The organism is Streptomyces sp. NPDC003691 (assembly GCF_053981115.1).
The window spans coordinates 1-12,922 of sequence record NZ_JBSFNQ010000088.1 but is presented as its reverse complement, the minus strand read 5'-3'; the positions used below and the strand labels follow the sequence as shown (position 1 = coordinate 12,922).

Genomic DNA, 12,922 nt, shown 5'->3' with positions numbered 1-12,922 from the left:
CGGCGCGGGACCGTTCGCCCGCCCGGAGCCGCCGTCGGTTCCCTGTGCGATCATGCGGGCGCGCCCCGGAGAGCGGGCCGTGCAACGATGATCAACAGGGGGGTTCGAGGATGGGTGCGGGTACGGAGCCGGACGGCTCGTCCAGGTCCGACGAGGAGTGGGAGCGGTTTCTGCGCGAGTCGGTGGCGGGTGCCGCCGGCGCACCGAAGGAGCCGTCGGCGCGCGCCCGCGACGTGACACGGCGGCTGCGCGCGGAGCCTGCCCGCGGTCAGGAGGGCTGGCGCACCTACACGCCCGCGCGGCCGAAGCGCCGTACCGGCTGGTATCTGGCCGGGCTGCTGGCCGCGGTGCTGCTGCTGGTGGTGGCGCTCGTACCGGACCGGGTGGTGAACCTGTTCGACGGCACCGACTCGTCGCCCCGGATACCCCCGGCCGAGGCGGCCCAGCGCCCCACCGCGGACGAGCCGTTCCGCGGCTCGCCGGCGGCGGCCTGGGCGGACGGAGCGGCGGGAATCACCGTGCCGAAGGCCGGGGCCGTCGGCTGGATGAACGCGGCCGAGGTCGAACGGGCCCTCGCCCGCAGCCGGGACTTCCTCGTCGCGTCCGGCCTGGACCGCCGGGTGCTGCGCGGGGAACGCCCCGAGCAGGCGATCGCGCTGATCAACCCGTATCAGAAGGACGTCCGGAACCTGCTGAGTACCGGCTTCCGGACCCCGAGCGCGAAGAACGACCCCCTCCTGCTCTTCAGCCGCTTCGAGCCTTCCCGTACCCGGCTGGTCGGCGATGTCGTGAAGACCCGGGGCCGGCTCACCTACCGCGAGGGCGAACGAGGCGCACTCCGGGTGACCGCCGATGTCACCTACGTCTACCCGGTCACCCGGGCCCGGGAGAGCGATGGCGAAATCGTCCGCACCATCGTCCGGCGCGAGCTGGTCCTGAGCTGGGACGACCCCGGCAAGGTGATCACCAAACCGGGCACCTTCTCGATCGTGTCGCACAAGTACGACATGACCAACGGCGGCTGCGGCACCCCCACGGGCTACTTCAACCCGCCCTTCGGGACCGACCGCCCGGCGGTCGCGTCCGGCACGGAGGTCGATCCGTACGACCGCAGCTCGCCGGTCGGGCAGGGCGGGTCCACCGAAGACGAGTGCGGAACCGCGACGCGGTCCTGACGCACTCCCCGCCGGCCGCCGGCCCGGCGTCACGGGCCGTCCCCCTCCCTTACGGTCCGCCGCCGGGCGCGGATGCCCGGCGGCGGCTCCACCGCGCGGACCGGCTGTCGGCCATTGGGGTGATTGCATAAAAGTTCGGCACTGCGTATAGTCATGCCATCGGCAAGGAGGGTTCGATGGTGGTACGTGTCGCAGTGGCGGGCGCGAGCGGATATGCGGGCGGGGAGCTGCTCAGGCTGCTGCTCGCGCATCCCGGTGTCGAGGTGGGTGCCCTCACGGCGCATTCGAACGCCGGGCAGGCGCTCGGTTCGCTCCAGCCGCACCTCATGCCGCTGGCCGGCCGGGTGCTGGAGGAGACGACGGCCGAGGTGCTCGCGGGGCACGACGTGGTCTTCCTGGCGCTGCCGCACGGACAGTCCGCCGCCGTCGCGGAACAGCTGGGCGACGCGGCGCTCGTGGTCGACATGGGTGCCGACTTCCGGCTGGAGTCCGCCGCCGACTGGGAGAAGTTCTACGGCTCCGCGCATGCGGGGACCTGGCCCTACGGGCTGCCGGAGCTGCCCGGGGCCCGGCAGAAGCTCGCCGGGGCCCGCCGGATCGCGGTGCCCGGGTGCTATCCGACCGCGGTGACGCTCGCGCTCTTCCCGGCGTACGCGGCGGGGCTGGCCGAGCCCGAGGCCGTGATCACCGCCGCGTCGGGCACCTCGGGTGCCGGCAAGGCGCCCAAGCCGCATCTGCTGGGATCCGAGGTCATGGGCTCGATGAGCCCGTACGGCGTGGGCGGCGGCCACCGGCACACCCCCGAGATGATCCAGAACCTCGGCGCCGTCGCGGGGCGGCCGGTGACGGTCTCCTTCACACCCACCCTGGCCCCCATGGCCCGGGGCATCCTCGCCACCTGCTCCGTCAGAGCGCTTCCCGGCACCAGCGCCGCCGACGTCCGCGCGGCCTACGGGAAGGCGTTCGCCGACGAGCCCTTCGTCCACTTGCTTCCCGAGGGGCAGTGGCCCGCGACCGCCTCCGTCTACGGCTCCAACGCGGTCCAGGTCCAGGTCGCTCTCGACGAGGCCGCGGGCCGGATCATCGCCATCAGCGCCATCGACAACCTCACCAAGGGCACCGCGGGCGGCGCCGTCCAGAGCATGAACATCGCGCTCGGGCTCCCCGAGGGGACCGGGCTCTCCACGATCGGCGTCGCCCCATGAGGACCAGCGCCACCGCACCGGACAGCGCATCCAGGAACGCATCCGCGGCCACCGCCGCCACAGAGGAGACCCAGTGAGCGTCACCGCAGCTCAAGGATTCACTGCCGCGGGTATCGCGGCAGGAATCAAACAGAACGGCAATCCCGACCTGGCTCTCGTCGTCAACACCGGACCCCGCCGCACCGCCGCCGGAGTCTTCACCGCCAACCGCGTCAAGGCCGCTCCCGTGCTCTGGTCCGAGCAGGTCCTCAAGGGCGGCGCCGTCACGGCCGTCGTCCTCAACTCGGGCGGGGCCAACGCCTGCACCGGCCCCCAGGGCTTCCAGGACACCCACGCCACCGCCGAGAAGGCCGCCGAGGTCCTCGGACAGAGCGCCGGAGAGATCGCCGTGGCCTCCACCGGCCTGATCGGCACCCTGCTGCCCATGGACAAGCTGCTGCCCGGCCTCGACACCGCGGCCGCCCAGCTCAGCGAGGACGGCGGCGACAAGGCCGCCATTGCCATCAAGACCACCGACACGGTCCACAAGACCGCCGTCCACCGGGGCGACGGCTGGACCGTCGGCGGGATGGCCAAGGGCGCCGGAATGCTCGCCCCCGGGCTCGCCACCATGCTCGTCGTCCTCACCACCGACGCCGACCTGGACTCCGCCACCCTCGACCGCGCCCTGCGCGACGCCACCCGGACCACCTTCGACCGGGTCGACTCCGACGGCTGTATGTCCACCAACGACACCGTGCTGCTGCTCGGCTCCGGCGCCTCCGGCACCACCCCCGGATACGAGGACTTCGCCGCCGGAGTGCGCTCCGTCTGCGACGATCTCGCCCGCCAGCTCGTCGGCGACGCCGAAGGGGCTTCCAAGGACATCCGCATCGAGGTCATCGGCGCCGCCACCGAGGCCGACGCCGTCGAGGTCGGCCGGTCCATCGCCCGGAACAACCTTCTCAAATGCGCCATCCACGGCGAGGACCCCAACTGGGGCCGGGTGCTCTCCGCCATCGGCACCACCGGCGCCGCCTTCGAACCCGACCGGCTCAATGTCGCCATCAACGGCGTCTGGGTCTGCAAGAACGGCTCCTTCGGCGAGGACCGTGAACTCGTCGACATGCGCTTCCGTGAAGTCGGCATCACCGCCGACCTCTCCGCCGGCTCCGAGTCGGCCGTGATCTGGACCAACGACCTCACCGCCGACTACGTCCACGAGAACAGCGCGTACAGCTCATGAGCACCCGGAAGCACACCGCGCTCCCCAAGGCCCGGACCCTCATCGAGGCCCTGCCCTGGCTGACCCGGCACCACGGGAAGACCGTCGTCATCAAATTCGGCGGCAACGCCATGGTCGACGAAGACCTCAAGGCCGCCTTCGCCCAGGACGTCGTCTTCCTCCACCACGCCGGACTCAGGCCCGTCGTCGTCCACGGCGGCGGACCCCAGATCAGTGCCCAGCTCGACCTCCAGGGCATCGACAGCGAATTCAAGGCCGGACTGCGCGTCACCACCCCCGAGGCCATGGACGTCGTCCGGATGGTCCTCGCCGGCCAGGTGCAGCGCGAACTGGTCGGGCTGCTCAACGAGCACGGGCCGCTCGCCGTCGGTATCACCGGCGAGGACGCCCACACCATCACCGCCACCAAGCACCGGCCCTCCATAGACGGCGAACTCGTCGACATCGGGCGGGTCGGTGAGATCAGCGCGATCGACACCGGGGTCGTCGAAGCCCTCCTGGAGAACGGCCGGATCCCCGTCGTCTCGTCGATCGCCCGCGCAGAGGACGACGGACATGTCTACAACGTCAATGCTGATACGGCGGCTGCGGCACTCGCTGCGGCGCTGGACGCGGAGACCCTGATGGTCCTCACCGACGTCGAGGGCCTCTACGAGGACTGGCCCAACAGCGACGAGGTCATCAGCCGGCTCACCGCCACCGAACTGGAGAAGCTCCTGCCCTCGCTCTCCAGCGGCATGGTCCCCAAGATGGAGGGCTGCCTCCACGCCGTACGCAACGGTGTCCACACGGCACGCGTCATCGACGGCCGCGTACCGCACTCCATCCTGCTGGAGATCTTCACCGACGAAGGCATCGGCACGATGGTCCTGCCCGACGGACCGACGGCCCCCGGCACCCCGGGGACCCAGGGGGAGACAGCCGTATGACGACCAACCAGCAGAACGTCCGGCGGTGGCAGGACGTCATGACCGACAACTACGGCACCCCCGGAGTCGCCCTCGTCCACGGCGAGGGTGCCACCGTCCGGGACGCCGACGGCCGGACCTACACCGACTTCGTGGGCGGTATCGCGGTCAATGCCCTCGGCCACGGCCACCCCGCCGTCGTCGAGGCCGTCAGCCGCCAGATCGCCGCCCTCGGCCATATCTCCAACCTCTTTATCGCCGAACCCACCGTCGCCCTCGCCGAACGGCTGATCCAGCTGTCCGGCCGCCCTGGCCGGGTCTTCTTCTGCAACTCGGGCGCCGAGGCCAACGAGGCCGCCTTCAAAATCGGCCGTCTCACCGGCCGCCACCGGATGGTCGCCACCCACGGCGGCTTCCACGGCCGCACCATGGGCGCCCTCGCACTCACCGGCCAGCCCGCCAAACAGGAGCCCTTCCGGCCGCTGCCCGGCGAAGTCACCCATGTGCCGTACGGCGACGCGGAAGCCCTGCGTGCCGCCGTCACCGAGGACACCGCCCTGGTGGTCATCGAGCCCATCCAGGGCGAGAACGGTGTGGTGACCCCGCCGAAGGGCTATCTCACCGAGGCGCGTGAGATCACCCGGGCCACCGGCACGCTCCTGGTCCTCGACGAGGTACAGACCGGCATCGGCCGTACCGGTCACTGGTTCGCCGCCCAGGCGGAAGGCGTCGAGGCCGATGTGGTCACCCTCGCCAAGGCACTCGGCGGCGGACTGCCCCTCGGCGCCACCCTGGTCTTCGGCCCCGCCACCGACCTGCTGAAGCCCGGCCAGCACGGCACCACCTTCGGCGGCAACCCCGTCGCCTGCGCCGCCGGACTCGCCGTCCTCGACACCATCGCGGCCGGAGGACTCCTCGACGAGGTCAAGCGGCTCGGTGAGAGGATCCGCCACGGGATCGAAACGCTGAACGACCCTCGGGTGTCCCATGTCCGCGGTGCCGGACTGCTGCTGGGTATCGTGCTCAACGAGCCCCTCGCGCCCCAGGTGCAGAAGGCGGCTCAGGGCGCCGGGTTCCTGGTCAATGCGCCCGCCCCCGATGTCGTACGGCTGATGCCGCCACTGACCATCGGAGAGGAGGCTGTGGACGCCCTCCTCCAGGCACTGCCCGGCATTCTGGACGAGGCGGAAGGACGGAACGGGGAATGAGTCGACGATGACCGAGGCGCGAGACAGTGCGGCACAGGACGACCGGGACGCACGCGATGCCCAGGCCGCCGCGGTAGCGGCACAGATGGCGGAGGCCGGCGGTCCCGCGGTGCCGCAGACCCGGATGGCCCGCCACCGGCGGATCGTGGACATCCTCAACCGCCAGCCGGTGCGTTCCCAGAGCCAGCTTGCCAAGCTGCTCGCCGACAACGGGCTCAGCGTCACCCAGGCGACGCTCTCCCGGGACCTTGACGAACTGGGCGCCGTGAAGATCCGCAACACCGGTGGTGAGCTGATCTACGCGGTCCCCAGCGAGGGCGGCTTCCGGACCCCCCAGGCGCCCCTGGGGGAGTCCGCCAAGGAGGAGCGGATGCGCCGGCTCTCCGGCGAACTGCTGATCTCCGCCGAAGCCTCGGCCAATCTGGTCGTGCTCCGCACCCCGCCCGGAGCGGCGCAGTTCCTCGCCTCCGCCATCGACCAGGCGGAACTGCACGACATCCTCGGCACCATCGCCGGAGACGACACCCTGATGCTCATCAGCCGGGACCCGGTCGGCGGCCAGGCGCTCGCCGACCATCTGCTCAGGCTCGCCCAGGGAGCCCGCTGACCGCGGTCCGCCACGGACCGCTACGGTCCGCCGAAGCCGGACGGGGCCCACGGCCGCCGCACGCTCACCCGCGTGCGACGGCCGTGGGCCCCGACTCCGTTCCGATGGCGATATGCGGCTGCCGCGCGGGATCGGCCCAGACCAGGATCCGCGCCATCGCATCGGCCGGGACCGAGACACAGCCCGCCGTCGGACCCGCCCCGTTCACATGGAGGAAGATCCCGGCCCCCCGGCCGCGCACCGGCCGGTCGTAGTTGAAGCCCACCACCAGACCGTGCGTGTACTGGACGCCGTAGTCGATCATGCGTTCCGACTCTGCCGCCCGGCAGTCCGCCGGCAGGCCCTCCACCCAGCGGTTGTACTCGGTGGAGTCGTTGTCCTGACACCAGTAGGACCGGTCCGTCACCGCCCGGAACGGATACCCGGTCCCCTCCGGCGCCGGCGCGATACCGAAGGCGTACGGCAGATCGTAGAGGCCGACCGGGGTGGTCGAGGTGCCCTGCACCCGCGCCCCGCCCGCCACCAGACCGTTCGCCCCGAACCGCGCGGGCGCCGAGCCCGTCTCCGTCCAACGGCCGTCGGCCCCGCGGTCCCACCACACCACCCGGCCCGTCGTGGCGCCCGTGTCCGGGGCCACCGCGGTGATCAGCTGCGAACCGCCGCCGGTGTCCGCCATCCGCTCCGGCAGCGGGGCCTCCGGCGCCGGATCCGGCGGTACGGGTTCGGACGGCGGGGGTTCGGACGGCGGGGGTTCGGACGGCGGGGGTTCGGACGGTGCGGGTTCGGTGGGTGCCGGTACGGACGGTGCCGGTACGGCGGCGGGCCGGGGTACGGAGCCGGGCCCCGCCGGGGCCGGAGGGGGCGCGAAGGCGGCCGCCCCGGCCGCGAACAGCAGCAGGACGGCGGCCGGAAGGAGGCGGAGTCGCATGTCTCCCGACCGTAGGCACCGCGCGGCGGCCCCGCGCCCGGGGCCGGTCCGTCCGGGTCCGCGCTCCGCCGAACGGGGGCGTTGACGAAACATACGGGATCATGCATACTTATGCCATCACCGAATGCATCGTTAAGGAGAAGCCCGTGTCCGAGCGCGTCGTACTCGCCTATTCGGGCGGTCTGGACACGTCCGTCGCCATCGGCTGGATCGCCGAGGAGACGGGCGCGGAGGTCATCGCGGTCGCCGTCGACGTCGGCCAGGGCGGCGAGGACCTCGACGTCATCCGCAAGCGGGCGCTCGCCTGCGGCGCGGTCGAGGCCGAGGTGGCCGACGCGCGGGACGAGTTCGCCGACGAGTACTGCCTTCCGGCGATCAAGGCCAACGCCCTCTACATGGACCGCTACCCGCTGGTCTCGGCCCTCTCCCGGCCCACCATCGTCAAGCACCTGGTCGCCGCCGCCCGCAAGCACAACGCCGGCATCGTCGCCCACGGCTGCACCGGCAAGGGCAACGACCAGGTGCGCTTCGAGGCCGGGATCACCGCGCTCGGGCCCGACCTCAAGTGCATTGCGCCGGTCCGTGACTACGCGATGACCCGGGACAAGGCGATCGCCTTCTCCGAGGCGAAGCAGCTCCCGATCGCCACCAGCAAGAAGTCCCCGTACTCCATCGACCAGAACGTCTTCGGCCGCGCCGTCGAGACCGGCTTCCTGGAAGACATCTGGAACGCGCCGATCGAGGACATCTACGAGTACACCTCCAACCCCGCCGAACCGCGCGAGGCCGACGAGGTCGTCATCTCCTTCAAGGAGGGTGTCCCGGTCGCCATCGACGGCAAGCCGGTCACCGTCCTCCAGGCGATCCAGCAGCTCAACGAGCGGGCCGGCGCCCAGGGCATCGGCCGGATCGACATCGTCGAAGACCGCTTGGTGGGCATCAAGTCCCGTGAGGTCTACGAGGCTCCCGGCGCCATCGCGCTGATCACCGCCCACCAGGAGCTGGAGAACGTCACCGTCGAGCGCGAGCTGGCCCGTTACAAGCGGCAGGTCGAGCAGCGCTGGGGCGAGCTGGTCTACGACGGCCTCTGGTTCTCCCCGCTGAAGCGCGCGCTGGACGGCTTTATCAACGAGGCCAACCAGCATGTGACGGGCGATATCCGGATGACCCTCCACGGCGGCCGTGCCGTGGTCACCGGCCGGAAGTCCGAAGAGTCGCTCTACGACTTCAACCTCGCCACCTATGACACCGGTGACACCTTCGACCAGTCGAAGGCCCAGGGCTTTATCGAGATCTTCAGCCTCTCGGCGAAGATCGCCGCCCGGCGTGACCTGAACGCCTGACCGTTCCACCCGGCCCCGCCTCCCCTCTCTCCGGGGAGGCGGTGGCCCCGCCACTCGTCAGAGGAGCTCAAGCTGTGAGCAGCAACAACGGTGATGTCCGGCTCTGGGGCGGCCGGTTCGCCGACGGTCCGGCCGAGGCCCTGGCCAAGCTGTCCGCGTCCGTTCACTTCGACTGGCGACTGGCGCCCTATGACATCGCCGGATCCCGGGCGCATGCCCGGGTCCTGCACAAGGCGGGGCTGCTCACCCGCGACGAGCTCACCCGGATGATCGCCGGACTCGACCAGCTGGAGGCGGATGTCGCCGACGGCTCCTTCGTCGGAACCATCGCCGACGAGGATGTGCACACCGCGCTGGAGCGGGGGCTGCTGGAGCGCCTCGGCCCCGACCTGGGCGGCAAGCTGCGGGCCGGCCGCTCCCGGAACGACCAGGTGGCCACCCTCTTCCGGATGTACCTCCGCGACCATGCCCGGATCATCGGCGGACTGCTCGCCGAACTCCAGGACGCGCTGGTGGGTCTGGCCGAGGCCCACCCCGATGTCGCCATGCCGGGCCGCACCCATCTCCAGCACGCCCAGCCGGTGCTCTTCGCCCACCATGTCCTCGCCCATGTGCAGTCCCTCTCCCGGGACGCCGAGCGGCTGCGGCAGTGGGACGAGCGGACCGCCGTCTCGCCCTACGGCTCGGGCGCCCTGGCGGGCTCCTCCCTGGGCCTCGACCCCGAGGCCGTCGCCGCGGACCTCGGCTTCGAGCGGGGCTCCGCCGGAAACTCCATCGACGGCACCGCCTCCCGGGACTTCGTCGCCGAGTTCGCCTTTATCACCGCGATGGCCGGCATCAATCTCTCCCGGATCGCCGAAGAGATCATCATCTGGAACACGAAGGAGTTCTCCTTCGTCACTCTCCATGACGCCTTCTCCACCGGCTCCTCGATCATGCCGCAGAAGAAGAACCCGGACATCGCCGAACTGGCCCGTGGCAAGTCCGGCCGGCTCATCGGCAATCTCACCGGACTGATGGCCACCCTCAAGGCGCTGCCCCTCGCCTACAACCGCGACCTCCAGGAGGACAAGGAGCCGGTCTTCGACTCCTGCGACACCCTTGAGGTCCTGCTGCCCGCGTTCACGGGGATGATGGCCACCCTCACGGTCCACCGTGAGCGGATGGAGGAGCTGGCCCCCGCCGGATTCTCCCTGGCCACCGATATCGCGGAGTGGCTGGTGCGGCAGGGCGTGCCGTTCCGGGTCGCCCATGAGGTCGCGGGGGAGTGCGTCAAGGAGTGCGAGGCGCAGGGCATCGAGCTGGACCAGCTCTCCGACGAGCAGTTCGCCAAGATCTCCGAGCATCTGACACCGGATGTCCGGACCGTGCTCCAGGTCTCCGGCGCCCTTGCCTCCCGTAACGGCCGGGGCGGCACCGCGCCCTCGGCGGTCGCGGTCCAGCTGGCCGAGGTCAAGGCCGATCTGCTGACCCAGCATGCCTGGGCCACCGCCAAGCGGTAGCCCCGGACCTTCCCCCAGGGCCTGTCCCGGGGCCGCTTTCTACAGCGCCGCCGCCCACTCCTCCAGAGCCTGAAAATCCGGTCGGGTCAGCCCGATCCGGTGATCGACATGGAGCAGCAGGGCGGCGGCGAGGTGGTTACGGGCCACGAACTCCCGGTCCAGTGCGCCGATATCGTCGTCCAGCCAGGCAAAGGGCCGGCCCGCCGCATAGTCGAGGATGTACTGGGTCTTCCAGAAAGTGCCATAAGGCGCCGCCCCATGCATAACCGGCCAGTCGATAAACGGCAGCTCCGGCAGGCCCAGTGGCGGGGATATCCAGTGATTGGCCTCCCCCTTCCAGGTCGTCGCCCACACCAGCTCATAGCGGTCCGCGAGGGCCAGCAGCTCCCGGCCGTGGTCCGGATTGAGCCAGACCCGCAGCGGCTTGCTCCCGTGCCAGCCCTCCGGCCGCATCCGATGCGTCCCGTACCCCTCCGGGCGGCGCTCGGGCTTGCCCCCGTAGGGATTCAGCGGGCCGTCGACATCGAGTAGCAGCAGTGGCTTCATCCAGGCATCCTTCCGAAGGGCCCCACGTGGGGCACCGGATTTTCTGTTGAGACGTTGATGTCTCATATCGGTTATCCTTGTCTCATGACGGTTGATCGTGAGCAGGTACTGCGGTCCGCGGCTGCCCTTCTCTCCCGCAAGGGCAGCGCGACGATGGACGAGGTCGCCCGCGGGGCGGGCATCGGGCGGGCCACCCTGCACCGGCACTTCGCCGGGCGGGACAGCCTGATCCGGGCCCTGGAGGACTTCGGGCTGCGGGAGCTGGAGGCGGCCATCACGGCCGCGCGGCTGGACGAGGACAGCGCCGCCGACGCGCTCCGCAGGCTGATCGCCGAATCGGAGCGCTGCGCCCCGCTGCTGGCGTTCCTGGTCACCGAGAACCAGCTGTTCGAGGGCGAGGACGTCCACGAAGGCTGGCAGCGGCTGGAGGACCGCATCGTGGACCTGGTGAAACGGGGCCAGCAGGAGGGGGTGTTCCGGATCGACCTCACGGCGGTCTGGATTACCGAGGCCTTCCTCGGCCTGATCGGCTCGGCCGCCTGGGCCATGCAGTCCGGCAGAACGGCGGCCCGTGACTACACCTTGATGATCACTGAACTGCTGTTCGGCGGCATCCTGCGACGGGATGCGGAGAAATGACCGGGACCGTCTCACTGACGAAGCCGGAGGAGACCGTCAAGGCCCCCGGCCGCTGGGTCGCTCTGAGCGTCCTGGTGCTGGCCGTCCTGCTGGTGGCGGTCGACGCCACCGTACTCGGTCTCGCCACACCGTACCTCAGCGAGGATCTCCGGCCCACGGGCACCCAGTTGCTGTGGATCGGTGACGTCTACTCCTTTGTGATCGCCGGTCTGCTGATCACCATGGGCAGTCTGGGCGACCGGATCGGCCGGAAGAAGCTTCTGCTGACGGGTGCGGTCGCGTTCGGCGCGGTCTCCGTCCTCAACGCCTATGCCACCAGCCCCGAGATGATGATTCTCGCCCGGGCCCTGCTGGGTGTCGCCGGTGCGACCCTGATGCCGTCCACGCTGGCGCTGATCCGGAACCTCTTCCACGACCCCCGGGAGCGCAGTATCGCGGTCGGCATCTGGGGCGCGGCGGCCTCCGCCGGTGCCGCGGTCGGCCCGGTGGTCGGCGGTGCGCTGCTGGAGAGCTTCTGGTGGGGTTCGGTCTTCCTGATCAACCTGCCGGTGATGGCGCTGCTGGTCCTGGTCGGTATAAAACTGCTGCCGGAGTCCCGGAACCCCGACCCGGGCCCCTGGGACCCGATCAGCGTGGTCCTCTCGCTCGTCGGTCTGGTCGCCGTGGTCTATGCGGTCAAGGAGCTGGCGGTGTACGGCTTCGGCGCGGGCGCGCTCCTGGCCGGAACCCTCGGCGCGACGGCCCTGGTGTGGTTCGTCCGCCGCCAGCTCACCCTGCCGTCGCCGCTGCTGGACGTCCGGCTCTTCCGCAACCGGGGCTTCTCCGGTGCCGTACTGGCGGATCTGCTGACCATCCTCGGCCTCTCCGGGCTGGTCTTCTTCCTGTCGCAGTTCCTCCAGCTGGTCCAGGGCCGGTCCCCGCTGGAGGCCGGGCTGATCGAACTCCCCGCGGCCGTCGGAGCCGTCGGCGCGGGTCTGCTGGCCGGTTTCGTCGCCCGGAGGTTCTCGGTCCGGGGCACCGTCTCCGGTGGTCTGGCGGCGGTCGGCGCGGCCCTCGCGGGCTGTACGGTGCTGAGCGCCGCGACCGGTGCCCCGGCCATCGGGGCCGCCCTGTTCGTCGGCGGTCTCGGCGCGGGCTTCGCGTTCACCGTCACGGCGGACGTGATCCTCTCCAGCGTGCCCAAGGAGCAGGCCGGTGCCGCGTCGGCGGTGTCGGAGACCGCGTACGAGCTGGGTGCCGCCCTCGGTATCGCCGTCCTCGGGTCGGTCATGACCGGTGTGTACCGCGGCTTCGCCGTGCCCGCCGGGGTGCCCGCGGATACGGCCGCCGAGGCCCGGGAGTCCCTGGGCGGGGCGGCGGAAGCCGCGTCGGCGCTCCCGCCGGAGCAGGGCGCGCGGCTGCTGGACGCCGCCCGGGACGCCTTCACCGACGGCTTCCATCTGGCCGGCGCGGTCGGTTCCGCGGTGCTGTTCGCGACCGCCGTCGCGGCCTGGTTCCTGCTGCGGGGCCAGAAGCTCGAGGACGGCGCCGAGCACCCGTGACGCGGTAGCGGCGCCGAGCACCCGTGACGCCCTGGCGCGGCCGTACGTCACCGGCCGCCCCGGCCCGCATACGACGGAGCCGGGCCGGAACCCCC

Annotated in this window: 12 protein-coding genes; 10 read left to right on the top strand and 2 right to left on the bottom strand. The window is 71.0% G+C overall.

Annotated elements, in window-relative coordinates:
• Positions 1-110 precede the first annotated feature (110 nt).
• The 6 genes from ACWDR0_RS28935 (at position 111) to ACWDR0_RS28910 (ending at position 6,328) form a co-directional block, all read left to right on the top strand.
• A complete protein-coding gene (locus tag ACWDR0_RS28935; protein WP_456354741.1) occupies positions 111-1,175 on the top strand; it encodes a hypothetical protein in 1,065 nt (354 codons plus the stop codon).
• A 176-nt stretch (positions 1,176-1,351) separates the two neighbouring features.
• Positions 1,352-2,380: an N-acetyl-gamma-glutamyl-phosphate reductase gene (gene argC / locus ACWDR0_RS28930; protein WP_456354740.1), complete on the top strand. Its 1,029-nt coding sequence runs from the start codon at positions 1,352-1,354 to the stop codon at positions 2,378-2,380.
• A gap of 73 nt (positions 2,381-2,453) precedes the next feature.
• A complete protein-coding gene (gene argJ, locus ACWDR0_RS28925; RefSeq protein WP_456354739.1) occupies positions 2,454-3,605 on the top strand; it encodes a bifunctional glutamate N-acetyltransferase/amino-acid acetyltransferase ArgJ in 1,152 nt (383 codons plus the stop codon).
• Complete coding sequence (gene argB / locus ACWDR0_RS28920; RefSeq protein ID WP_456354738.1) at positions 3,602-4,534, top strand: acetylglutamate kinase; 933 nt, start codon at positions 3,602-3,604, stop codon at positions 4,532-4,534. Before argJ ends, argB begins: the two co-directional genes overlap by 4 nt.
• Entirely contained in the window at positions 4,531-5,721 is a 1,191-nt protein-coding gene (locus tag ACWDR0_RS28915) for an acetylornithine transaminase (protein WP_456354737.1), read from the top strand. Before argB ends, ACWDR0_RS28915 begins: the two co-directional genes overlap by 4 nt.
• Before the next feature lie 85 nt (positions 5,722-5,806).
• Positions 5,807-6,328, top strand: a complete 522-nt coding sequence (locus ACWDR0_RS28910; protein WP_040916808.1) for an arginine repressor — start codon at positions 5,807-5,809, stop codon at positions 6,326-6,328.
• A 64-nt stretch (positions 6,329-6,392) separates the two neighbouring features.
• On the opposite strand, the gene ACWDR0_RS28905 is transcribed toward ACWDR0_RS28910, so the two are convergent.
• Entirely contained in the window at positions 6,393-7,256 is an 864-nt protein-coding gene (locus tag ACWDR0_RS28905) for a L,D-transpeptidase family protein (protein WP_456354736.1), read from the bottom strand.
• Positions 7,257-7,402: 146 nt separating this feature from the next.
• On the opposite strand from ACWDR0_RS28905, the gene ACWDR0_RS28900 reads away from it, so the two are divergent.
• Positions 7,403-8,599: an argininosuccinate synthase gene (locus ACWDR0_RS28900; RefSeq protein ID WP_456354735.1), complete on the top strand. Its 1,197-nt coding sequence runs from the start codon at positions 7,403-7,405 to the stop codon at positions 8,597-8,599.
• 74 nt (positions 8,600-8,673) lie between these two features.
• The gene (gene argH, locus ACWDR0_RS28895; RefSeq protein ID WP_456354734.1) at positions 8,674-10,101 is read left to right on the top strand and encodes an argininosuccinate lyase; all 1,428 of its coding nucleotides are present in this window, start codon (positions 8,674-8,676) and stop codon (positions 10,099-10,101) included.
• A gap of 39 nt (positions 10,102-10,140) precedes the next feature.
• Here argH and ACWDR0_RS28890 read toward each other — a convergent pair whose 3' ends face one another.
• Positions 10,141-10,647: an HAD domain-containing protein gene (locus ACWDR0_RS28890; protein ID WP_456354733.1), complete on the bottom strand. Its 507-nt coding sequence runs from the start codon at positions 10,645-10,647 to the stop codon at positions 10,141-10,143.
• 84 nt (positions 10,648-10,731) lie between these two features.
• On the opposite strand from ACWDR0_RS28890, the gene ACWDR0_RS28885 reads away from it, so the two are divergent.
• Positions 10,732-11,286, top strand: coding sequence for a TetR/AcrR family transcriptional regulator (locus ACWDR0_RS28885; RefSeq protein ID WP_456354732.1), 555 nt, complete (start codon positions 10,732-10,734; stop codon positions 11,284-11,286).
• Complete coding sequence (locus tag ACWDR0_RS28880; protein WP_456354731.1) at positions 11,283-12,827, top strand: MFS transporter; 1,545 nt, start codon at positions 11,283-11,285, stop codon at positions 12,825-12,827. The genes ACWDR0_RS28885 and ACWDR0_RS28880 overlap by 4 nt, the downstream gene beginning before the upstream one ends.
• Positions 12,828-12,922: the final 95 nt, after the last annotated feature.